Annotated in this window: 19 protein-coding genes and 2 pseudogenes; 11 read left to right on the top strand and 10 right to left on the bottom strand. The window is 60.5% G+C overall.

Features of this window, described 5'->3' with window-relative positions:
* Positions 1 to 26 precede the first annotated feature (26 nt).
* From AYR47_RS14280 to AYR47_RS14260, 5 genes are all read left to right on the top strand, one after another.
* The gene (locus AYR47_RS14280) at positions 27 to 905 is read left to right on the top strand and encodes a dihydrodipicolinate synthase family protein (protein ID WP_061435638.1); all 879 of its coding nucleotides are present in this window, start codon (positions 27 to 29) and stop codon (positions 903 to 905) included.
* A 115-nt stretch (positions 906 to 1,020) separates the two neighbouring features.
* A complete protein-coding gene (locus tag AYR47_RS14275) occupies positions 1,021 to 1,560 on the top strand; it encodes an RNA polymerase sigma factor (protein ID WP_033902696.1) in 540 nt (179 codons plus the stop codon).
* Positions 1,557 to 2,525, top strand: coding sequence for a FecR family protein (locus AYR47_RS14270; RefSeq protein WP_033902697.1), 969 nt, complete (start codon positions 1,557 to 1,559; stop codon positions 2,523 to 2,525). Before AYR47_RS14275 ends, AYR47_RS14270 begins: the two co-directional genes overlap by 4 nt.
* Positions 2,526 to 2,653: 128 nt before the next feature.
* The gene (locus tag AYR47_RS14265) at positions 2,654 to 5,224 is read left to right on the top strand and encodes a TonB-dependent receptor (RefSeq protein WP_033902698.1); all 2,571 of its coding nucleotides are present in this window, start codon (positions 2,654 to 2,656) and stop codon (positions 5,222 to 5,224) included.
* Positions 5,225 to 5,327: 103 nt separating this feature from the next.
* A complete protein-coding gene (locus AYR47_RS14260) occupies positions 5,328 to 6,230 on the top strand; it encodes a DMT family transporter (protein WP_033902699.1) in 903 nt (300 codons plus the stop codon).
* Here AYR47_RS14260 and AYR47_RS14255 read toward each other — a convergent pair.
* The 4 genes from AYR47_RS14255 to AYR47_RS14240 form a co-directional block, all read right to left on the bottom strand.
* The gene (locus AYR47_RS14255) at positions 6,218 to 7,435 is read right to left on the bottom strand and encodes a class I SAM-dependent methyltransferase (protein ID WP_061435637.1); all 1,218 of its coding nucleotides are present in this window, start codon (positions 7,433 to 7,435) and stop codon (positions 6,218 to 6,220) included. The two genes, AYR47_RS14260 and AYR47_RS14255, sit on opposite strands and share 13 nt — an antisense overlap.
* A gap of 87 nt (positions 7,436 to 7,522) precedes the next feature.
* Complete coding sequence (locus tag AYR47_RS14250; RefSeq protein ID WP_033902701.1) at positions 7,523 to 8,140, bottom strand: TPM domain-containing protein; 618 nt, start codon at positions 8,138 to 8,140, stop codon at positions 7,523 to 7,525.
* 28 nt (positions 8,141 to 8,168) lie between these two features.
* Positions 8,169 to 8,897: a TPM domain-containing protein gene (locus tag AYR47_RS33175; protein WP_061435635.1), complete on the bottom strand. Its 729-nt coding sequence runs from the start codon at positions 8,895 to 8,897 to the stop codon at positions 8,169 to 8,171.
* An 18-nt stretch (positions 8,898 to 8,915) separates the two neighbouring features.
* A complete protein-coding gene (locus AYR47_RS14240) occupies positions 8,916 to 9,527 on the bottom strand; it encodes a LemA family protein (protein ID WP_028619295.1) in 612 nt (203 codons plus the stop codon).
* A 225-nt stretch (positions 9,528 to 9,752) separates the two neighbouring features.
* Between AYR47_RS14240 and bglX the strand changes: the two genes are divergently transcribed.
* Positions 9,753 to 12,044: a beta-glucosidase BglX gene (bglX, locus tag AYR47_RS14235; RefSeq protein WP_061435633.1), complete on the top strand. Its 2,292-nt coding sequence runs from the start codon at positions 9,753 to 9,755 to the stop codon at positions 12,042 to 12,044.
* 31 nt (positions 12,045 to 12,075) lie between these two features.
* Here the strand turns inward: bglX and AYR47_RS14230 are convergent, their stop codons facing one another.
* From AYR47_RS14230 to AYR47_RS14205, 6 genes and pseudogenes are all read right to left on the bottom strand, one after another.
* Positions 12,076 to 13,233, bottom strand: coding sequence for a phospholipase D-like domain-containing protein (locus AYR47_RS14230; RefSeq protein ID WP_061435631.1), 1,158 nt, complete (start codon positions 13,231 to 13,233; stop codon positions 12,076 to 12,078).
* 1 nt (position 13,234) lies between these two features.
* Positions 13,235 to 13,825 (bottom strand): YceI family protein, encoded by a 591-nt coding sequence (locus AYR47_RS14225; protein WP_061435629.1) that lies wholly within the window; start codon positions 13,823 to 13,825, stop codon positions 13,235 to 13,237.
* 52 nt (positions 13,826 to 13,877) lie between these two features.
* Positions 13,878 to 14,636 carry an IclR family transcriptional regulator gene (locus AYR47_RS14220; RefSeq protein ID WP_033902706.1) on the bottom strand — a complete coding sequence of 253 codons (759 nt, stop codon included), beginning with the start codon at positions 14,634 to 14,636 and terminating at the stop codon, positions 13,878 to 13,880.
* 64 nt (positions 14,637 to 14,700) lie between these two features.
* Positions 14,701 to 16,144 (bottom strand): annotated as a pseudogene (locus AYR47_RS14215) (amidase).
* Complete coding sequence (locus AYR47_RS14210; RefSeq protein ID WP_061435627.1) at positions 16,141 to 17,451, bottom strand: citrate-proton symporter; 1,311 nt, start codon at positions 17,449 to 17,451, stop codon at positions 16,141 to 16,143. Before AYR47_RS14210 ends, AYR47_RS14215 begins: the two are co-directional and overlap by 4 nt.
* A 59-nt stretch (positions 17,452 to 17,510) precedes the next feature.
* A pseudogene (locus AYR47_RS14205) lies at positions 17,511 to 18,687 on the bottom strand (M20 aminoacylase family protein).
* A 537-nt stretch (positions 18,688 to 19,224) separates the two neighbouring features.
* Between AYR47_RS14205 and AYR47_RS14200 the strand changes: the two are divergent.
* The 5 genes from AYR47_RS14200 (at position 19,225) to AYR47_RS14180 (ending at position 22,549) form a co-directional block, all read left to right on the top strand.
* A complete protein-coding gene (locus AYR47_RS14200) occupies positions 19,225 to 19,518 on the top strand; it encodes a DUF3077 domain-containing protein (protein WP_061435626.1) in 294 nt (97 codons plus the stop codon).
* A 226-nt stretch (positions 19,519 to 19,744) separates the two neighbouring features.
* Positions 19,745 to 20,230 carry a hypothetical protein gene (locus tag AYR47_RS14195; RefSeq protein ID WP_061435624.1) on the top strand — a complete coding sequence of 162 codons (486 nt, stop codon included), beginning with the start codon at positions 19,745 to 19,747 and terminating at the stop codon, positions 20,228 to 20,230.
* Between the two features lie 76 nt (positions 20,231 to 20,306).
* Positions 20,307 to 21,719 carry a PAAR domain-containing protein gene (locus AYR47_RS14190; protein WP_061435622.1) on the top strand — a complete coding sequence of 471 codons (1,413 nt, stop codon included), beginning with the start codon at positions 20,307 to 20,309 and terminating at the stop codon, positions 21,717 to 21,719.
* Positions 21,716 to 22,105: a hypothetical protein gene (locus AYR47_RS14185; RefSeq protein ID WP_061435620.1), complete on the top strand. Its 390-nt coding sequence runs from the start codon at positions 21,716 to 21,718 to the stop codon at positions 22,103 to 22,105. Before AYR47_RS14190 ends, AYR47_RS14185 begins: the two co-directional genes overlap by 4 nt.
* Positions 22,106 to 22,153: 48 nt before the next feature.
* Positions 22,154 to 22,549: a hypothetical protein gene (locus AYR47_RS14180; RefSeq protein ID WP_061435619.1), complete on the top strand. Its 396-nt coding sequence runs from the start codon at positions 22,154 to 22,156 to the stop codon at positions 22,547 to 22,549.
* The last annotated feature ends 110 nt before the right edge of the window (positions 22,550 to 22,659 follow it).

The raw sequence follows: 22,659 nt of genomic DNA, 5'->3' as shown, positions 1-22,659 counted from the left end.
TGCCCTTTTTCGACCGGAGACTTCCCATGTCCAGCCCTAACATTCACGGCATCATCGGCTACACCATCACCCCGTTCAGCGCCGACGGCCAACGCATTGACCTCGACGCCCTGGGCCGCTCCATCGACCGCCTGATCGACGGCGGCGTACACGCCATCGCGCCACTGGGCAGCACCGGTGAAGGTGCCTATTTAAGCGATGCCGAGTGGGACGAAGTCAGCGCCTACAGCCTGGCAAAAATCGCGCGGCGCGTGCCGACCATCGTCAGCGTGTCCGACCTCACCACCGCCAAAGCCGTACGCCGCGCCCGCTACGCCGAGGCCAATGGCGCCGATGTGGTGATGGTGCTGCCGACCTCCTACTGGAAACTCAGCGAAGCGGAAATCATCGCGCACTACGCGGCGATCGGCGACAGCATCGGCGTGCCGATCATGCTCTACAACAACCCGGCCACCAGCGGCACGGACATGTCGGTGGACCTGATCCTGCGCCTCATCAAGCAGGTGGCCAACGTGACCATGGTCAAGGAAAGCACCGGGGACATCCAGCGCATGCACCAACTGCATCGCCACAGCGACGTGCCGTTCTATAACGGCTGCAACCCGCTGGCGCTGGAAGCCTTCGCGGCGGGTGCCAAGGGTTGGTGCACAGCGGCGCCGAACCTGATCCCACAGCTCAATCTGGCGCTGTATGAGGCCGTGTTGGCGAATGACCTGACCCAGGCGCGGGAGCTGTTTTACCGCCAGTTGCCGTTGCTGGACTTCATCCTCAAGGGTGGGTTGCCGGCGACGATCAAGGCCGGGTTGCGGTTGACAGGCTTGGAAGCGGGTGACCCGCGTCTGCCGGTGTTCCCACTGGGCGAAACCGGGATTGAACAGTTGAGAAAACTGCTGACAACCGTCTGAAAAAGGCGACAGGAGCCGGATATCCGGCTCCGACAAAATAAACGAGACAAATGACAATGGTTCTCGATACCATTCGCGACTTTCTCCACGTCGTGCTTCGTCAAGAAGGATATCCATGTCTCGTCCCAAGCCCGACCCGTTGTCGGCCGATGCCTTTCGCGGGTTCTATACAGACATCCTGTATTTCCTGCGCAAGCGCACCGACAACGCCAGCGACGCGGCGGACATGACCCAGGATGTCTTCACTCAGTGGCTGGACTACCGCGACCGGGCCAAGGTCGAGCAGCCACGGGCATTTCTGTTCCAGATGGCGCGCAACCTGCTGCGTGATCACTGGCGCAAACAGAAGGTACGGCACACCGTCCACTCCGATCAGGCCGAAATGGACGCCGAGCCGGTCACCGACGAGCAAAACGATCCCATGGCCGCCGTGCAGCGCTTGCAACGCCTGGAACAGTTGAAAGAAGTCCTCGCCGAACTCTCGCCCCGCAGGCGAGAAGCCCTTATGCTGCACCGCTTCGAAGGCTTGAGCCAGGCGCAGATCGCCGCGCGCATGGGCATTTCGACCAGCATGGTGGAAAAGCACATCGCTTTTGCCCTGCTGCATTGCAAGCGACGCCTTCAACACGAACCCGGCACGGAGCAGCCAGAATGAACCGCCTGAGCGACACCGACGTGCTCGACATCGAAGACAGCGACGCCATCGATGCCCAAGCCGCCAGCTGGTTTGCCCGCAACCGCAATAATGACGCGGGGCGTGCCGACCGCAAGGCTTTTGCCGCCTGGCAAGCCGAGCCCGCCCACGCCCGCGCCTATGCCGAATTCGAGCAACTGTGGGCCGACCTGGCCCAGTTGCAGCAACTGAACAAACCCGTGGCGCTGCCCAAGCGCAAACCGTCGGCATGGCGCCCTGCCCTGGCCGTGGCCGCCGCCCTGTTATGCGCGGTCATGACCACGCCTATCGGCGCGCCCCGCGAGCTGTATCACACCCAGGTCGCAGCCCACGCCAAAGGCATGCGCACCCTCAACCTGCCCGACGGCAGCACCTTGTATGTGAATGCCAACACCCGCGTGCGCGTAGATTTCACCGCGCACCAACGCATCGTGCACTTGGACAAGGGCCAGCTGTACCTCGAAGTGGCCGCCGACAAGGAACGACCGCTGTTCGTGCAAGCCGGCGAGGCCAATGTACGCGTGGTCGGCACCGGCTTCGATGTGCGCCGCAGCCAGCAGCAACTGGTGGTCAGCGTCGCCCATGGGCAGGTCGCATTCGAGCCGGATGCCAAAAGCCCCGTCACCCTATTGGGTGCGCAGCAGCGCGCGATCTTCAGCTACGCCAAAGGCACGTTGCAGCAGCAAACCCTCACCGCCGAGGAGGTCGCCGACTGGCGCAGCGGCCACCTGTCGTTTCGCAACCGCGAGTTGGCCAGCCTGATCGATGAGCTGAGCCTGTATCGCCCACAGGCGCCGTTGCAGGTCAGCAACGCCGTGGCGCACTTGAAGGTCTCGGGCAATCTGGATGTGAATGATCCCGACGCGCTGCTCAACGCCCTGCCTGCCCTGCTGCCGGTGAAAACCGTGGCGTCGGCCGATGGCATCGTAAGGATCGAACCGAAATAACCCTGCAACATTCTTATTTGAGAATATTTTGCATTCACAGGTGTGGTTTTTTCGACCAGCCCCGTCTTCCCCCGGTCTGCGTTTGATACGCACACCTTTTCGGCCATTTGGCCACACCGGGGGATTTCATGTTTCGCGCGCCTTGCCACGCTTTGCACCTGCTTCTTCGACCGACGCTCATCGCTAGCTGCCTGGTATTGAGCCTCAGTGCCCAGGCCGAATCGCTCACGCTGCAACTGCCTGCGCAGTCGCTGGCCACGTCCCTGAGCCAGGTGGCGCAGCAGGCGAAAATCCAGTTGCTGTTCGATGAAGAACTGCTCAAGAACGTGCAGGCGCCGGCACTCAACGGCGACTTCACGCCGGAAGTGGCGATTCGCACCCTGCTGAAAAACGGCGAGTTCACCCTGATCAAGGTCGGGAGCACCTACGTCGTGCGCCCGGACGAGGGCAAGACCACCAACAGCGGTGCCATCCAACTGGATGCCCTGAGCGTGATCGGCACCGGCACGCAGGTCGACTCCGTCACCGTAGGCCGCTCGACTTTAAGCCAGGCGGACATCAACCGTTACCAACCGAATAATATTCCCGCGCTGCTGCAAACCCTGCCGGGTGTGTTTATGGGAGGCTCGCCCAAACCGGGTGGCCAGACCATCAACATTCGAGGCATGGGCGAGGCCGAAGACATACCGATGACCGTCGATGGCGCCACCAAAAGCGGCTTCGAGCGCTATCAGCAGGGCACCGTGTTTATCGAGCCCGAATTGATCAAGAGAATCGAAGTGGAGAAAGGCCCCTACTCGGCCTTTACCGGTAACGGCGGCTTCGGTGGCACGGTACACATGGAAACCAAGGATGCGCCAGACCTGCTTGAAGACGGCCGCAATGCCGGGGCGATGCTCAAGTATGGTTATTCGAGCAATGACCACGAACAGGTCTACAGCTCGGCCATCTACGGCCGCACCGATGATGCTCGCTTCGACGGCCTGGCCTACATCACCCAGCGCGACGGCGGCGACATGAAGCTGGCAGCCACCCCGCCGGACAAGTACAACGAGTTTCCGATCAACCCCAAGCGCCTGCCCAACAGCGCGCAGAATGTCGACGGCGCCTTGTTCAAGGTCAACGCACATTTTACCGACGAACACAGTATGGGGCTGTCGTATTCGCGCTCGCGAAGCCAGCGCTGGACGCCCTTCTCGGCCAAAAGCTACCCCACGCCACCGCTGCAATCGGCGATTGACCGTTACGGCTACGAAGGCGCGCTCAAACGCTTCCTGGCGGATCGCGAAACCATCGACACCACATATTCGGGCAAATATGAATACAAGCCCCTGGACAACCCGTTGGTGGATTTGAAACTCAGCTACTCCGTGTCCGATACCGACCAGACCGATGAGCGCAACGAAAATGCCTCGTTCTCCCTGGCCACCGGCGGGCGCAAGATGGACACTTCCTACAACGACAAGATTCTGGAAGCGCGCAACATCAGCCTGTTCACCACCGGGCCACTGGAACACGCGGTGACCACGGGCGTGCAGATCCGCAAACACATCCGCGAGACCGAAAGCTGGATGCCCGGTGCCGCCTACAACACGCCCCGCTATAACTACGGGCACTTCCAGCCCTATTTCATGCCCCACGGCAAAGTCGACACCAACTCGCTCTACCTTCAGGACGCCGTGACCATCGGCGACGTGACCATCACCCCGTCCCTGCGCTACGACCACGTGCGCAACCGTGGCGAAGCCAATGATGCGCCTTACTACAGCAATCCGAATCCGTCTTTCGGGCATGACTACAGCGACCGTACCTACACCGGCTGGTCGCCACGCCTGGCAGCCTACTGGAACATCACGCCGGATGTGGCAATGTTCGCCAGCTGGAACAAAACCTGGCGCGCCCCGGTGATCGACGAACAGTACGAAGTGCAAGGCATCGGCAGCCGAACCGCCACCAGTGTCGACCTTGACCCGGAACGCATCACCGCGATCACCGCGGGCAACGTCACCAACTTCTCCGGTGTTTTCACCCGCGAAGACAACCTGCAACTACGCACCACGCTGTTCCACAACCGTATCGAGGATGAAATCTTCAAGGCGACCGGTATCGGCTGCGAGCGGCAGAACTCGGTCCCGGGCAGTATCGATACGGTCTGCGGTGGAGATATGGCCGCCAAATCCAACTACCGCAACGTCGGCGGTATGACCATCAAGGGTTTCGAGGTTGAGGGTTACTACGACTCCACTTACCTGTTCGGCTCCCTGTCCTATTCCTGGGCCACCGGCAAGCGCGACAACCCTTACACCAACCCATGGGCCACCGGTACTCACGTGTGGGCGCGTGATATTCCACCGGCCAAATGGGTGGTGGTACTAGGCACCAAGATCCCGAGCTGGGACGCTCAAGTGGGCTGGCAGGGACAGTTCGTACGCAAGACCGACCGTCTTCCCAGCGACAAATACTCAAGCAGCCTCAACAGCGTGGCCGGCGACAGCTTCTACGACCAGTACGACAACGCCAGTTACGATACCCAGGGCCTGTTCGCCAGTTGGAAACCGCAGCAGGCCGGCCTCAAGGGTACCGAGGTCAACTTCACCGTCGACAACTTGTTCAACCGCAACTACCGCCCCGCCCTCAGCGGCGACCGTGCCTACAGTGAGGGGCGCAACGCCAAGGTCAGCATCACCCGTTTCTTCTGAAAAACTGTACGGATAAATCCGCACGCAGCTGTAAGCCCGCAATCGGCGGGGGATGTGGCTAGATGGGCTTCCCTTGAAGCCCTCTAGATTTCGGTTCTTCCCCATGAGCTCGCGCGAAAACACCGGCATGGCCCTCGGCCTGCTGGGCGTCATCATCTTCAGCCTGACCCTGCCCTTCACCCGCATCGTGGTGCAGGAAATCCACCCGTTGCTCAACGGCCTGGGCCGCGCGTTGTTCGCGGCAATCCCGGCGGCGGCGCTGTTGCTGTGGCGCCGTGAGCGCTGGCCGACCTGGCGCCAGGTGCGCGGGCTGTGCCTGGTGATCGCGGGCGTGATCCTGGGTTTCCCGGTGCTGTCGGCCTGGGCCATGCAGACCTTGCCGGCGTCCCATGGCGCGCTGGTCAACGGCCTGCAACCGCTGTGCGTGGCGCTGTACGCGGCGTGGCTGTCCCATGAGCGGCCGTCGAAAGCCTTCTGGGCCTGTGCGGCGCTGGGCAGTGGCTTGGTGTTGAGCTACGCGTTGATCACCGGCGCCGGCAGTATCCAGGCCGGTGATTTGCTGATGCTCGGTGCAATCGCGGTGGGCGGCCTGGGTTATGCCGAAGGCGGCCGATTGGCCAAGGAGATGGGCGGCTGGCAGGTGATCTGTTGGGCGCTGGTACTGTCGACGCCCGTGCTGATCGGGCCGGTGTGGTACCTGGCGGCGCAGCATCAAGGGGCGATTTCCATGCGCGCCTGGTGGGCGTTTGGCTACGTGTCGCTGTTCTCGCAGTTCCTGGGGTTCTTTGCCTGGTACGCCGGGTTGGCCATGGGCGGGATTGCGCGGGTCAGCCAGATCCAGCTGTTGCAGATCTTCTTCACCATCGCGTTTTCGGCGCTGTTCTTTGGCGAACACATCGAGCCAATCACCTGGCTGTTTGCCTGTGGGGTGATCGTGACGGTGATGCTGGGGCGCAAGACGGCGGTGCAGCCTGCGCCCGTGGCTGTGGCCGATCAGGCCAGGTAGCCATCCGCGCGCAGCAGGGCTTCCAGGCAATGTTCGGTGATGTGGTAGAACGCTTTAAGCGCCTGGATTTTCTCCAGCAACTGCGCGTTGTCCACAGGCTCGGCGCGCTTGACCGCCAGAATCATCTTGTTCTTGTTGGTGTGTTCCAACGAGATGAACTCAAACACCTTGGTCTCATACCCACAGGCTTCGAGGAACAGCGCACGCAAGCTGTCGGTGACCATTTCGGCCTGTTGGCCCAGGTGCAGGCCGTATTGCAGCATCGGCTTGAGCAGCAGTGGGCTCTGGATCTGCAGGCGAATCTGCTTGTGGCAGCACGGCGAGCACATGATGATCGACGCGCCGGAACGGATGCCGGTGTGGATCGCGTAGTCCGTGGCAATGTCGCAGGCATGCAGGGCGATCATCACGTCCAGTTCGCTGGGCGCCACACTGCGTACATCGCCGCACTTGAACACCAGCCCCGGATGCTCCAGGCGGGCGGCCGCTGAGTTGCACAGGGTCACCATGTCTTCGCGCAGCTCGACGCCGGTCACTTCGCCCTCGGCCTTGAGGGTGTTGCGCAGGTAGTCGTGGATCGCGAACGTCAGGTAGCCCTTGCCCGAGCCGAAGTCAGCGACACGCACCGGCTGGTCCAGCTTCAAAGGCGACGAGGTGAGCGCGTGGCTGAACACTTCGATGAACTTGTTGATCTGCTTCCACTTGCGCGACATCGACGGGATCAGCGCCTGCTTGGCGTCGGTCACACCGAGGTCGGCGAGGAATGGCCGGCTCAGGTCGAGGAAGCGATTCTTCTCGCGGTTATGCTCAGCCGACGGCGCTTCACGCAGTTGCTGTGGCTTGCTTTTGAACAGCGAGCTTTTGTTCTTCTTGCTGTATTCCAGCTGGGCTTCGTCAGTCAGCGACAGCAGGTGCGCGTTCTTGAACTGCGCCGGCAGCAACGCGGCAATCGCTGCCACACCTTCGGCCTGCGGGAAGTTCTTGGTGATGTCGCGGGTCTTGTAGCGGTAGACGAAGGACAGGCACGCCTGCTCCTTGACCGTGACCGGCTTGATGATCAGCCGCTGCAACTCGGCTTCCTCACCGACGTACTTGGCCAGCACCAGCTTGATAAAGGCGTTTTGCGCGAGGCTTGCGCTGAGCAGTTCAATGAACTGGGCGTGATGATCCGGCGCAGGGCGGGCAGGTTGAGCGGTGACAGACATGAACAAAAACGCCTCGGGCAGGGAATGCCGGGCATTTTAGGGGGGATAGCCCGCCAGGGCACGGAGTTATTTGACCAGCGGTACGCCTTACTCCAGCACCACCAATCGATTGGGCAGTTCATTGCGGGTTTGCGTCACCGGCACATGCACCTTCAACAACTCGCCGCAGGCTTCGATGCAGTCGATAAACCCCGCCAACGTCTGCCCCTGTTTCACCTGCTGGGTAAACGCCTTGACGATCACATCCCAACTGCCGTCATCCAGGCGCTTGGAAATGCCGTCATCCACCAGAATCTCCACGTACCGCTCCGCCTCGCTGACAAAAATCAGCACGCCGGTGCTGCCCAGGGTGTGGTGCAGATTCTGCTCCAGGAACTGCCGCCGCGCCAGGTTGGACGCACGCCAGTGGCGCACCGAACGGGGGATCAACCGCGTGGTCACCTTGGGCAAACGGAACACCAGGCACAACACGATGAATGTCGCCCATTGCGCCAACAGCAAGGTGTACATGGTCAGGTAACCCGACAAGTAATGCACCACGCCGGGCACCACCAACGCGATCAGACTGGCCCACAACAGCGGGATATAAGCGTAGTCGTCGGCGCGGGCGGCCAATACGGTCACCAGCTCCGCGTCGGTGGTTTTCTCGACGCGGGCGATCGCTTCCGCGACTTGGCGCTGCTCGTGTTCAGTCAGTAATGCCATGGTTGTGCTTGCTCTCTCATTATTATCATCACCAGCCGCCTGAAGCCCCGCCGCCGCCGAAGCCGCCACCGCCGCCCCGAAAACCACCGCCGCCTCCCCCGCCGCCACCGCCACGGCCGCTGCTGCTGAGAATCGCCAGCAAAATAGCGCCCACCGGCAGCCCCATGCGATTGCACAGCCACAACACGCCGATCAGCAGGATAAACAGGCCGATGGAAAACCCGGGATTATCCTTGGCAAAGTTGGCATCCGCCACATGCGCCGGCACCGCCAGTGGCTCGCCGCCCACCACCTGCACCATCGCGGCCACGCCGTCGCTGATGCCTTTGCTGTAGTGACCGGCCTTGAACGCCGGCGCAATCACCTGGTTGATGATCACCCACGACTGCGCATCGGTGAGCACACCTTCCAGGCCATAGCCGACTTCGATGCGCAATTTGCGCTCATCGCGGGCGACGATCAACAGCGCGCCGTTGTCCTTGCCCTTCTGGCCGATACCCCACTCGCGGCCCAATTGATAACCGAAGTCCTCAATGGGCGCGCCCTGCAGGTCAGGCACGGTGACCACCACGATCTGGTCGCCGGAGGTCTGCTCCAGCGCCTGCAACTGCTGCGTCAGTTGCTGGCGCGTGGCCGGGTCGATCATCTGGGCGTTGTCCACCACCCGCCCGGTCAGCGCCGGGAAGGTCAGCGCTGCCTGGGCCGCACCGACGCAGGCCAACAGCCACAACGCCAGGCCTATCCGTAATAAACGCATCGACACCTCAGTGCAGCCTTATTTGAACTTCACTTGCGGCGCTTTATCGGCATCGGCACTGGTGGCTTCAAACGTGGCGCGGATCGGCAAGTCGCTGTACATCACGCTGTGCCACAGACGGCCAGGGAAAGTGCGGATCTCAGTGTTGTAGGCCTGCACCGCCTGGATAAAGTCGCGGCGAGCCACGGCGATACGGTTCTCAGTGCCTTCAAGCTGGGATTGCAGGGCCAGGAAGTTCTGGTTGGCCTTCAGGTCCGGGTAGCGCTCGGACACCACCATCAAGCGGCTGAGTGCGCCGCTCAAGCCATCTTGGGCCTGCTGGAACTGCTTGAGTTTTTCCGGGTTGTCGAGGGTGCTCGCATCCACCTGGATCGAGGTGGCCTTGGCCCGCGCTTCAATCACGGCGGTGAGGGTGTCTTGCTCATGGGCGGCGTAGCCCTTGACCACTTCCACCAGGTTGGGGATCAGGTCGGCACGACGTTGGTACTGGTTCTGCACCTGGCCCCAGGCCGCCTTGGCCTGTTCATCCAGTGTGGGAATGTTGTTGATGCCGCAACCACTCAATACGGTACTAATTAGTAACAAAACTGCGGCTTTCACGCCCCAGCGGTAGCCTTGTGCTGCTTGCATGGTGTTTCTCCTGGCGAACCTTGGTGGAATGTGGCAACGGTAAGGCATAATCCGCTGCCGCGACTGGATTGCATCAGATCAATCAGCTAAAAAGATGCCCAGCACAAATAAGAGTTCAGAAGTGTGGTGCATTTTCTGCAATAACACTCGAACAACAACATATGTTCCCCACATTTTGGCAGATCAGCGCATTTTCGCTGTGCAGTGAGCCGAAAAAGGATATTCATGAAAAAGCTGTGTTTGCTCGGCCTTGTTGCCACTCTGGCCAGTCACCCCGTATGGGCAGAAACAAAGCCTGCTGCGCTTAAAGACAAGGACGCCTTCGTCAGCGACCTGCTCAAGCAGATGACCCTGGATGAAAAGATCGGCCAATTGCGCCTGATCAGCATCGGCCCCGAAATGCCCCGCGAACTGATCCGCAAGGAAATCGCCGCCGGCCGCATCGGCGGCACCTTCAACTCCATCACCCGCCCGGAAAACCGTCCGATGCAGGACGCGGCGATGCGCAGCCGCCTGAAGATCCCGATGTTCTTCGCCTACGACGTGATCCACGGCCACCGCACGATTTTCCCGATCAGCCTGGCCCTGGCCTCCAGCTGGGACATGGACGCCATCGGCCGCTCCGGACGCATCGCCGCCCAGGAAGCCGCCGCCGACAGCCTCGACATCACCTTTGCGCCGATGGTCGACATCTCCCGCGACCCACGCTGGGGCCGCACTTCCGAAGGCTTCGGTGAAGACACCTACCTGGTTTCACGCATCGCCGAAGTGATGGTCAAGGCGTTCCAGGGTGTGAGCCCGGCGAATGCCGACAGCATCATGGCCAGCGTCAAGCACTTCGCCTTGTATGGCGCGGTGGAAGGCGGCCGCGACTACAACGTGGTCGACATGAGCCCGGTCAAGATGTACCAGGACTACCTGCCGCCCTACCACGCGGCGATCAAGGCCGGTTCCGGCGGCGTGATGGTGGCGCTGAACTCGATCAACGGCGTGCCCGCCACCGCCAACACCTGGCTGATGAACGACCTGCTGCGCAAGGACTGGGGCTTCAAGGGCCTGGCCGTGAGCGACCACGGCGCGATCTTCGAGCTGATCAAGCACGGCGTGGCCAAGGACGGGCGTGAAGCCGCCAAGCTGGCGATCAAGGCCGGCATCGACATGAGCATGAACGACTCGCTGTACGGCAAGGAATTGCCCGGCCTGCTCAAGTCCGGCGAGATCGAGCAGAGCGACATCGACAACGCCGTGCGCGAAGTGCTCGGCGCCAAGTACGACATGGGATTGTTCAAAGACCCGTACCTGCGCATCGGCAAGGCCGAGGATGACCCGGCAGACACCTACGCCGAAAGCCGCCTGCACCGCGCCGAAGCCCGCGACATCGCCCGCCGCAGCCTGGTGCTGCTGAAAAACCAGAACAACACGCTGCCGCTGAAGAAATCCGCGACCATCGCCCTGGTCGGCCCGCTGGCCAAGGCGCCGATCGACATGATGGGCAGTTGGGCCGCCGCCGGTAAGCCGGAACAGTCGGTCACCCTGCTCGACGGTTTGAACGCGGTGATCGGCGAGAAAGGCAAGATCATCTATGCCCGTGGCGCCAACATCACCAACGACAAGGCGGTGGTCGACTACCTGAACTTCCTCAACTTCGATGCGCCGGAAGTGGTGGATGACACCCGCCCAGCCCAGGTGATGATCGACGAGGCCGTCAAGGCCGCCAAGGATGCCGATGTGGTGGTGGCTGCCGTGGGCGAGTCCCGTGGCATGTCCCATGAATCCTCAAGCCGCACCGACCTGAACATCCCGCAAAGCCAGCGCGACCTGATCAAGGCCCTGAAGGCCACCGGCAAGCCGCTGGTGCTGGTGCTGATGAACGGCCGCCCATTGTCGATTCTCGAAGAGAACCAACAGGCCGACGCGATCCTGGAAACCTGGTTCGCCGGCACCGAAGGCGGCAACGCGATTGCCGACGTACTGTTTGGTGACTACAACCCGTCGGGCAAACTGCCGATCACCTTCCCACGCTCGGTGGGGCAGATTCCGACCTACTACAACCACCTGACCATCGGCCGGCCGTTCACCCCAGGCAAGCCGGGCAACTACACCTCGCAGTACTTCGATGACACCACCAGTCCCCTGTTCCCGTTCGGCTACGGCTTGAGCTACACCACGTTCAGCCTGTCGGACATGGCGTTGTCGTCCACCACCCTGAACAAGACCGGCAAGCTCGACGCCAGTGTCACCGTGACCAACACCGGCAAGGTGGATGGCGAAACCGTGGTGCAGCTGTATATCCAGGACGTGGCCGGCTCGATGATCCGCCCGATCAAGGAGCTGAAGAACTTCCAGAAAGTCATGCTCAAGGCCGGCGAAGAGCGCACGTTGCACTTCACCATCACCGAGGAAGACTTGAAGTTCTACAACACCCAACTGAAGTTCGCGGCAGAGCCGGGCGAGTTCAATGTGCAGATCGGGTTGGATTCCCAGGATGTGCAGCAGCAGACGTTCGAATTGCTCTGATCTAAAGCTGTAGACGCGGTCAGTGTTTAAGCTAGCCGCGTCTATCCAACAAATTCACCACCAACCGATCAATCCACCCCCACACCCGCTGCTTTACCCGCCGCCACAATGGCCGCGACTTCCACGCCTCCAGGCTCACTGCCAGGCTCTGCGCGAAATCCCGCTCGAAACTGCCCACCACCGCCCGCGTCAATTCAGGGTCCAACGCTTCCAGATTGGCTTCCAGGTTGAAGCGCAAATTCCAGTGGTCGAAATTGCACGACCCAATACTGACCCAGTCATCCACCAGCACCATTTTCAGGTGCAGGAAGCACGGCTGGTATTCAAAGATCTGCACGCCCGAACGCAGCAAGCGCGGGTAATAACGGTGGCCGGCATAACGCACGGACGGGTGATCGGTGCGTGGGCCAGTGAGTAGCAAACGCACGTCTACGCCACGCCCTGCGGCCCGACGTAACGCACGGCGTACGCCCCAGGTGGGCAGAAAATACGGGGTCGCCAACCAGATCCGCTGTTTGCCGCTGTTCAACGCACGGATCAGCGATTGCAGGATATCGCGGTGTTGGCGGGCGTCGGCGTAGGCGACACGGCCTAGCCCCGGCCCGGTGGCCGGCATCCTGGGCAAGCGTGGCAAGCCGAAGTGGGTGGCTGGTTTCCAGGCGCGGCGCGCGTTGTTGGCGTGCCATTGACGGTCGAACAATGCTTGCCAGTCCTGCACCAACGGGCCGCTGATCTGCACCATGACTTCATGCCAGTCGGCGCTGTCATTGCCCGGCGTCCAGAACTCGTCGGTCACGCCGGTGCCGCCGACAAAGGCGATGCTCTGGTCGATCAATAACAGTTTGCGATGATCGCGGTACAGATTGCGCATCCAACGGCGCCAGCTCAGGCGATTGTAGAAACGCAGTTCTACACCCGCGTCGGTCAAGCGTTTACGCAGCCCGAGGGTAAACGCCAGGCTGCCGTAATCATCGAACAGGCAGCGCACCTGCACGCCGCGTTCGGCGGCGAGCACCAACGCTTGCACCATGGCTTCGGCACAGCTCCCGGCTTCCACCAGGTACAACTCCAGCTCGACTTGCTGCTCGGCGCGGGCAATGTCCACCAGCATCTGCGGGAAGAAATTCGGCCCGTCGATCAGCAATTCGAAACGGTTGGCGCTGCGCCAGGGGAACACCGCGCCGCTCATGTCAGCGCGCCGTGAAGATCAGCACCGCACCCACCGGCACCGACAGACTGATCGACTTGAGCCCCGCCGCTTTGCGCATCGCCGCCACACCCGGCGCCAGGTCAAAGTCCTCGGCATGCATCACCAGCGGTTCCAGGGTCACCACCTGGAAGCGTCGGTCGTCCAAGCGCGTGGCCAACAGCTCGGCGCTGTAGGTTTGGGTCTTGCCGTGCAGGGTCACGGACAACGGCAGGCGCAATTCCAATTGCGCGCCAGGGGCCAAATCGTTGATCGGTTGCAGGTTGATTTGCGCGTTGATCAACGCATCGGGAAAAGTCTTGATCTCGAACAACTGGTTGCGCATGCGCTCGTCGCGCAGCGGGATGCCACTGTTGACCGACTCCAGCTCCACCTCAAGTTGCGCCGCGCCCTTGCTGTCGACCTTCCCGTGCAACACCAGGAAGCGCTGCACTTCAGCGATTTCGGTGTTCTTGGTGGTGACGAAGGACAGACGCGAGGACTCGTTATCCAGGTACCAGTCGGCATGGGCAGGCACAGCGGCGGCGGCCAACAGGGCCAAGGCCAGGGGTTTGATCACAGAAGCGTTGAACATTGAAGACTCATGGGGCGAAAAACCTGAACGAACCTTAACCGGATCGCGAGGGTTACGCCAATGCGCGCTGCACTTCGCGCACCGTCTCTTCCAGGCTGGCCAAGTGCAGGTTCAACACCCGCTCCACCGGCGCCTGATGCATCGGCCAATGCAACGCCATGCTGCCGACCAGGCGACCGTTGGCGCGCACCGGCAGGGCCACGGCGCGAATCAGAAACGGCAGGCGCACCGGATACTCCCAATACCCCTCGGTGCGCTGGCCGAAGCCCTGGTGCTGGGTTTGCTCGCAGGCCTGGTATTGCTCGTCCGCCGCCACCTGGTCGCGCCCCGCCAACCGTTGCACCTCTTCGGCCGGCAATTGGGTCAGGCAGGCCTTGCCCATCGCCGAATGAAACAGGCTGGCGTGCTGGCCGACGATCTGGCAATTGTTGGGGTATAGCTTGCGCAACACGCTGGGGATCGCGCTTTCCATGACTTCCAGGCGCTCGCCATCAAAACAGGATAAATCCACCACCAGCCCGGTGCGCTCGCTGAGTTCCAGCAGCCACGGCGCCGCGCTTTCTACTACCTGGCGTTTGAAGCGTTGCTGGGTGTCACCAAACAGGCGTTGGGCGCGTAGGCGGTAACGGCGATCACTCAGGCCACGATAGACCCAGCCCTGCTCCTGCAACGTCAGCAACATGCGCGACACCGTGGCCTTGGGCAGACGTGTGAGGTAGTGCAACTCCTCCAGCCCCAGAGCCTGGTGCTCGCCCAGCAACTCGACGATTGCCAGCGCGCGCTCGACCGAGCGTACGGTGCCTGTCTCCATGTTCGATCTCCCTGTTGCCGATGGATGATCATTGTTCACAGCAAGATACAGGCCCGGTCGCGGATCAATCCGTCGACGCCAGGCACGTCGGCGGCCGACGCTGAACCCATTGCGTCAGCTGTTCATGAGCATAGGCCAACTGCAGTACCGCGCGATCCGACTGGGGCCGGGCCGATGATCTGCACGCCCATGGGCAGGCCCTGAGGGTTGAACCCTACCGGCACGTTCATGCTCGGTAGCCCGGCCAGGGTCGGGCCGATTACCACCTCCATCCAGCGGTGATAGGTGTCCATTTCGCGCCCGCCAACGAGGCGTGGCCAGGGCTGTTGTGCATCGAAAGGGAACACTTGGGCAGTCGGCAACAGCAGGAAATCGTAACGTTCGAATAGCTTGGCGAGCGCGCGATACCACTCGCTGCGATCCACCGACGCCTGGTACACCTGCTGGGCCGTCAAACCCAGGCCGCCCTCCACTTCCCATTGCGCTTCGGGCTTGAGCAGCGCACGTTTCTGCGGATTGGCGTAGGCCGCGCCGAGGTTGCCGTGCACCAGCCAGTGGCGATGCACCAACCAGCTGCGCCACAGCCGCGCCATGGAAAAATCCGGCTGGCAGCTTTCCACCGTGCAGCCCAACGCAGTGAAATCGCCGAGGGCCGATTCGCACAGGCTCAACACGCCGTCGTCCATCGGCAGATAGCCGTTGTAATCCCCCAGCCAGCCCAAGCGTGCGCCCTTGAAATCGCGCTGCAAGGGCTGGCCGAACACCGCCGGATCCTCCTTGGACGACAACGGCACCCGTGGGTCGTAACCCGCCAGGATACTCAACAACTGAGCCACATCCGTGACGCTGCGGCCCATCGGGCCTTCGGTGCCCAATTGCTGCACGAACAGTTCCGGCGTCGGCCCATAAGGCACACGGCCTTGGGACGGGCGCAAGCCAAACACGTTGTTGAACGCCGCCGGGTTGCGCAGCGAGCCCATCATGTCGCTGCCGTCAGCCACCGGCAGCATGCGCAGCGCCAGGGCCACCGCCGCCCCGCCGCTGCTGCCGCCCGCGACGAGGCTGGGGTCGTAGGCATTGCCGGTGGTGCCGAACAGCGTGTTGTAGGTCTGCGAACCCAGGCCGAACTCCGGCACGTTAGTCTTGCCGATGATGATCGCGCCACTGGCCCGCACGCGCGCCACGCTGATGGCGTCTTCGCTGGGTACGTGCTCGGCGAACAGCGGCGAACCCAGGGTGGTGCGCAAGCCTTGGGTCGCCGCGAGGTCCTTGATCGCCTGGGGCATGCCGTGCATCCAGCCGCGTGACTGGCCTTGGTCCAGCTCGCGATCACGTTCCCGCGCCTCGGCCAACACGTCATCGGCATCGCGCAGCGACACCAGCGCATTCACCGTCGGATTGAAGCGCTGGATCTGCGCCAGGTAGGCCTGCATCACCTCTTCGCACGACACCTGCCGCGCATGGATCGCCCGCGACAGTTCAGTGGCATCCCAATCAACAATACTCAAGGCTTCACCTCTTTGGAAAACGGCTGCGGTTGCTTGGCCCGCGGCGCCTCATGCATGCAGTAAGTGCCCAGCAGCGTCAGCACGCAAGCGAACAATACATAGAAAGATGGCGCGACGGGCGTGCCCAGCACTTGGGTCAGCCAAGTGACAATCAACGGCGCGAAACCGCCGAACACCATGACCGCCACGTTATAGGCGACCGATACACCGGTCGAGCGAACTTCGATGGGAAACTGCTCAGCCAATGCCGTCGGTGCCGGCCCGAAAAAGCCGCCGATGGCGGTGCACAGCATCACCTGCATCACCAGCAGACGCTCGATGGACGGTGCAGCAGCGACCCACACATACAGCGGATAGACCATCACAAAAAACGCCAAGGTGAACGCCATCAACACCGGCCGCCGCCCCAGGCGATCCGAGAGCAGCCCTGACAGTGGAATCACTACGGTCATCAGTGCCACCGCAAACATCTGCACCATCAGCACTTGATCCAGCGGCAGACCGAGGCTTTTATGGGCAAAGGTCGGCATGTTCACGAGCACCACATAGAACGACACCGTCGCGCCACAGGCCAGGCCCATGGACACGAGGATGCTGCGCCGATGCTCGCGCACCACCTGCATCAGGCTCGGCGCCGGGCCGGTTGCCTGTTTGCGTGCCTCGATGAATTCCTCCGGGTCTTCCATGTGCCGGCGAATCCACAGGCCCACCGGACCAATCAGCAAACCGAACACAAACGGCAAGCGCCAGCCCCACAGGTCGAGGGTTTGCGGCGAAAAGAAATGCGTGACCGCCGCCACCATCGCCGCGCCGCCGAACACGGCCAGGCATTGCCCCACCAATTGCCAGGAGCCATATAAGCCCTTGCGATGGGCCGGCGCGCTTTCCACCAGGAACGCTGTGGCGCTCGCGTATTCACCGCCGGTGGCAAACCCTTGAAGCATGCGCGCCACCACGATCAGCAACGGCGCGCCCATGCCGATGGCGGCGTAATTGGGTGCGAAGGCGATCAGCGCGATGGACACGGTCATCAGCCGGATAATCAACTGCATCGCAGCCTTGCGGCCTTTGCGGTCGGAATAGATCCCCAACAGGATGCCGCCCACCGGACGCATGAAAAAGCCCACGCCGAAAGTGGCCAAGGCCATCAGCAGCGAGGCGTACTCGTCATCCGATGGGAAAAACTGCCGGGCGATGATGCTCGCCAGAAAGCCATAAACGATGAAGTCATACCATTCCAGCGCATTGCCGATCACGGCCGCCACCACTTGGCGGGTGCGGGACACACCTGGTTTTGCAATCTGCATGAGGAACACTCCATTCAACCGATCGAGGGAAAGGGTCCAGCGGCAGAAAAAGAAGGTCGTCAGGCAGGCTTGAGCCAGCTCTCGGCCAGCGCGCCCCAATAGGCGGCGCCAGTCAGCAGGATGTCGTCGTTGAAGTCATAAGCGGGGTTATGCACCATCGGCCGCGACACGCCGTTGCCGATGAACAGGTAGCTGCCGGGGCAGCGTTGCAGCATCCAGGCGAAGTCTTCGCTGCCCATCAGCGTGCGGGTGTTACCGTCCACCGCGTCGGCGCCGAGCAAGGCGACGCCGACCTGGCGGGCGAATTCGGTTTCTTCGGCGTGATTGACCAACACCGGATAGGGCCGGGCGGTGTTCGATCTGTACCGTGCAGCCAAAGCTGGCGGCCTGGGTCTGGATGATGGCGAACACGCGCGCCAGCATCTGCTCACGCACCTTGGGATTGAGAGCGCGCAGGCTCAAACGCAACAACGCCTCTTGGGGAATCACATTGGCTGCCTGGCCCGCTTGCAGCGCGCCAACCGTTACCACGGCGGCTTCCTGGGTGTCGATAGTGCGCGACACCACCGTCTGCAACGCCATGACCATGCTCGCCGCCGCGACCAACGGGTCCACCGTCAAATGTGGCATGGAGCCATGGCCGCCAACACCTTCGAGGGTCACGGTGAGCAAGTCCTGCGAGGCCATCATCGGCCCGACGCGCAAGCCCAGATGTCCCGCCGGCAGCCCCGGCATGTTGTGCATGCCAAACAAGCCATCGCAGGGAAAACGCTCCAGCAAACCGTCGGCCAGCATGGCTTCGGCGCCGCCCTGGCCTTCTTCGGCGGGCTGGAAAATCACGTTCAGGGTGCCGTCGAACTGCCGAGTCGCCGCCAGGTAGCGCGCGGCGCCGAGCAGCATGGTGGTGTGGCCGTCATGCCCGCAGGCGTGCATGCAACCGGCGTGTTGGCTGGTGTAGGACGCGCCGGTGTTTTCGATGATGGGTAACGCATCCATGTCGGCACGAATGCCCAGGGTGCGGGGGCTGCTGCCATTGCGCAGCACGCCCACCACGCCGGTCTTGCCGATGCCGGTGTGCACCTCATAGCCCCAGCCTTTCAAGGATTTGGCGACGAGCGCGCTGGTGCGATTCTCTTCAAAGCCAAGTTCAGGATGGGCGTGGATGTCCTGGCGCACGGCGTGCAAATCGCCGGCAACGTCGCTGAGCCAATCCAGGATGTGCTGGTGTGGGCGCATGGTGATTCTCCTCACAGGCGGGTGTTCCCGTTCTTGTTTGCTGCACATCGCCAGCTAACCGCGATGTGGGCGCAAGGACAATCAAAGGTGGTTCCACTGGGTGGAACCTTGGGGCATTACACCGTCCCCCTGAAGCGTGCCTATCTCTGTGGCGAGCAAGCTTGCTTGCGCTGGGGTGCGAAGCGCCCCCCAAAAAAGCCGACGACTGCTGCGCAGCCGAACGGGAGCAAGCTCCCTCGCCACGGAGCGCAGCCATTTGCCACTGGTTGCGACGGCGCCGGCATAGCGTTAATCTGCCTCCGTCGCTGCTCATCAGCGACCGGGCGTGGAATCCCGAGAAAGAAGGCGCTACAGCGTCGTCATACAATAAGTCGGCGCTTTTTTGTGCCCGCTGTTTGTGCTTTATGGCGGCTGTACGTGGGAGGCCTCGTGCCTGCCGAGTCGCTTCTTCTCGGATTCCAACCTGCGTACAGCTGCCACCCTCATGCTTGGAATCGTGACTGGCAGCTCTTTTTGGTTGTACCAAAGGAGCAAGCTATGCCGTACGAAATACCCTCAGCCGAAACCATCGGCGCCGTGGCCTTCGCAGACTGCGGTGAAAACAAAAGCCATTTGAAAGTGTTCCGCGTCAACGCCGGGGTTCCGATTGTGGAAGCCCTTGAACACGCATCCCACGTGCTCTATTACGCAAAAATGCTCTCCTTGGAGGCCGCAATGGATCCCAAGGCAGAGAAATTCGCGTTCGCGTCGCATTACCTGGGCGAAATGGGCAAAGCCATCGTTGATGATCTACTAATGGCTATGCAACCCGGCAATTCATCCCCTCAGTAAGTCGTTCGCGCCCGATGTAATGCATCGGGCGCCTAGACGTCATTCCTATGCCTAGGCAATCGCTCTATCAGATTCTTACGACGCGACTACCGGAAACGTCTGACTGTACGCAAAGCAAAAGCCTCTCCAAAGTTTGGTGTGTTACTCACCACCTCTTGCTCACTACGCTCAATTCATTGTTAGTTAAGAGGTAACCAGCCAACTTTTTTGGAAAAGGTTTTTCAACATGAATACTCCTCGCCCTTCGCCGTATACCAATGACGCCTCATCGGAACTTTTAAGAAACTTGGACAAACCCCGCTTTACGGAGGAGCAACTTGCGACCTTCAACAAGCAAGCGTTGGAGATCGTTAATCAACAACAGACCTACCTTAACGCTCATCCTGCGATCGCTATTTACCGAATAGCCACACAGGGCAGTCAGACTCGCGACGGCGGAGTGATTAAACAAGCGACATTTCCGGTGGAACTCAAATTGACTGACGGCTCACACGTGCGCGCCGCACAAAAAGGCGATTACGTTGTGTACCCAGACGGTACTCAATCGCAAGTCGTGACGACCGCAGGTAAAGCCAATAGCAATATCGCGCTGGTGGGCAGTCGTCTCAGCAATGGCGATCTGATCATCAATACACCTCAAGACTCAACCCTGCTAATTGCCCGTGAAGGTGTGCCTCTGGCACAGGACTTCCTGCCCACGACTGCACGCTGAAACAACAACATGGCACTGCGAAGTGCCCTGCTGTTTCAACACAGATGAAACGGACGGTAAAACAAAGGACAATACAATGAACAAGGGTTATTTCATCGGTCAGGGCGACAAAACCACCTGCGGCGGCGAAGTGCTGGACGGCGATAAAAGAATCAACATGTATGGCCTCCTTCATGCCTGCGAAGGTGACCGAGTGACCTGTGGAAAGAACGGAGAAACTTATCGAATCGTCGGTGGCATTTCGCATATGAACAGCCACGGCAGGCTTATGGCCGGTACGCTGGACAGCTACAGCGATTGTCCCTGCAAAGCCGAACTGGTTCCTTCAGTGACCTGGGCCTCCTACGAAAGCCGAAGTGCTGGAGCGCGAACGGCCAGCCGAACAGCCGAGTCGGCTCGAACAACGAACACCGGCCAGGCAGCGCCCTCTACAAGCTCATACACCTCTCCAAGTACACCCATCCCGACAGCATTTAACGGCGTACAGGGTCAGGAACCGGGTTTCTACATCGTGCCCACCAGCATGAGCCGTGAAGCGCTGGAGAGAACACTCTTTCCAACCCCTGATCCGGCTGTAATGCGCAAGTTTCGGGCGCTTAATCCTAGTACCGTAAACGTTAAAGCGGGTTCACTGATTGTGCTCAGTGATCCGAACAACACTTCCTGTACTTATCAGGAAGCACAACTGATGCAGGCCGCCCAACAGGTCTACGCATCACTCGACTCACTGACGCCGCAAGAGGCTGACTTCCTGCATCGTCACGGTGCCGAAATTGCCAGCTTCATCGGCCATACCTCGACCTGGCTGGGTGTCAGTGCGGTGGTGATGGAGAAGCACCTGGCTAACCTGCACGATACCCTGCAAGCCATTGAGCGACTGCATCAAGAACAGTATCGCCAGCATGGTCACCTTAAATCACCGCAGTTTTTTGCTGATCGCCAGCGGCTGCTCGCTCAGTTGGACGCTCATCTGCTGAACTCTACTCGGCTGCGCGGCCAGACAACCTTGGGGGATCATCCCAAGTTGAAAACAGCACTGGGTATTTCCAGCCGCAGTTTGGTGCATCACTGGGACAAGGCGGGTGGGCCGGGGCAGATTCCGGGGTATTCGGCGCATGTGGAGGCGGTGAGTCGGGCGACCAAATATATGAAGGCGGGGGGGTATCTGGCTGTTGGTGTAGGTGGTGCGTCATCTTTGTTAGCTATTCAGCAAGTGTGCAGCAGCGACTCAGAAGCGGCTTGCGAGAAGATAAAATTTACTGAAGGAGGAAAATTCGGACTATCTACTGCTTTCGGTATTGCAGGCGGCGGTTTAGCGAGTTCCGTTGGGAGCTCGATGTGCTTGGCAATCGGCGCATCCACAGGAGGTATAGGAGGCGTTATTTGCGTCGCGGCGATAGTGGGAACTAGCGCATGGGTAGGTACGACCGTCGGTGGTATGGGTGGCGAATATATCGGTGAGAAAATCTACGAGGCCGTACAGCCTTGACCAATATCGACACTTGGGATCCTTGGGCTGCGATCATTTTTATAGGCGTGCCCGGCCTACTCGCAATTACCGGCATTGCACACAACTTTTACCTTAGCCGCTGCCATCTTGAAGAGATAAAGGAAGCCCTGAAGAACAGTCGCTACATTTATCTTTGGGGCCCAAGCTTAGGAAAGCGAGGTTTGATCTGGTCTTTCTTGGAAATATCAAAAATCGCTGGAATAGTTGTGTGGCCAAGGGCGTCCATCATTATTGGAGAGGTAAACTCTGCCGACATTGAAAAATTTCCGCCTCATCTGAAACGGCATTTGATCATTAATTTGACGATGATGGCTACCGCGTTTATTTGGATGATAGTTGTGGCCACTCTGCTGAAGCTCAGGTAAGAGGAGCGGTGAGTGTATGGATGAGAAGTTTTATGAGATTAATCAATCATGACCAGTATCGACACCTGGTCCCCTTGGGTTGCGATCATTGCTCTTGGTGGCTGGAGCCTGCTCGCACTTGTAAATACTGCATACAGTCTCTACCTAAGTCGCCGTCACTTGGAGGCCTTGAAAGAGGCGTTGAAGAACAGCCGTTATATTTATATTTGGGGGACGAGTCTGGGGAAACGAGGTTTGATTTGGTCACTGTTGGAGATAACAAAAATCACAGGGATGATAATGATGCCGCAGACGCATATCCGCATCGGCGACCTGGACACTGTCGATCATAAAAACTTCCCTCCCCACCTCAAACGCCTACTAAAACTCGACTTTGTGATGATAATTGCTACCGGCGTTTGGCTAACGACCGTTTTCGTACTGCTGAAGCTTAAGTTAGCTTGATGAAGGATCACTCCAAGTTGAAAACGTCCCCCAGCATTTCAAGTAACAGCCTGATACATCATTGGGACAAGGCCCGGGCGCCTGGGTAGATTCCGGGGTACTCCGCGCAT

The sequence above is a fragment of the Pseudomonas azotoformans genome, from assembly GCF_001579805.1.
Classification (GTDB): domain Bacteria; phylum Pseudomonadota; class Gammaproteobacteria; order Pseudomonadales; family Pseudomonadaceae; genus Aquipseudomonas; species Aquipseudomonas azotoformans_A.
Note: the sequence above shows the minus strand (reverse complement) of the source record. Positions and strands in the feature narration are given on the sequence as shown.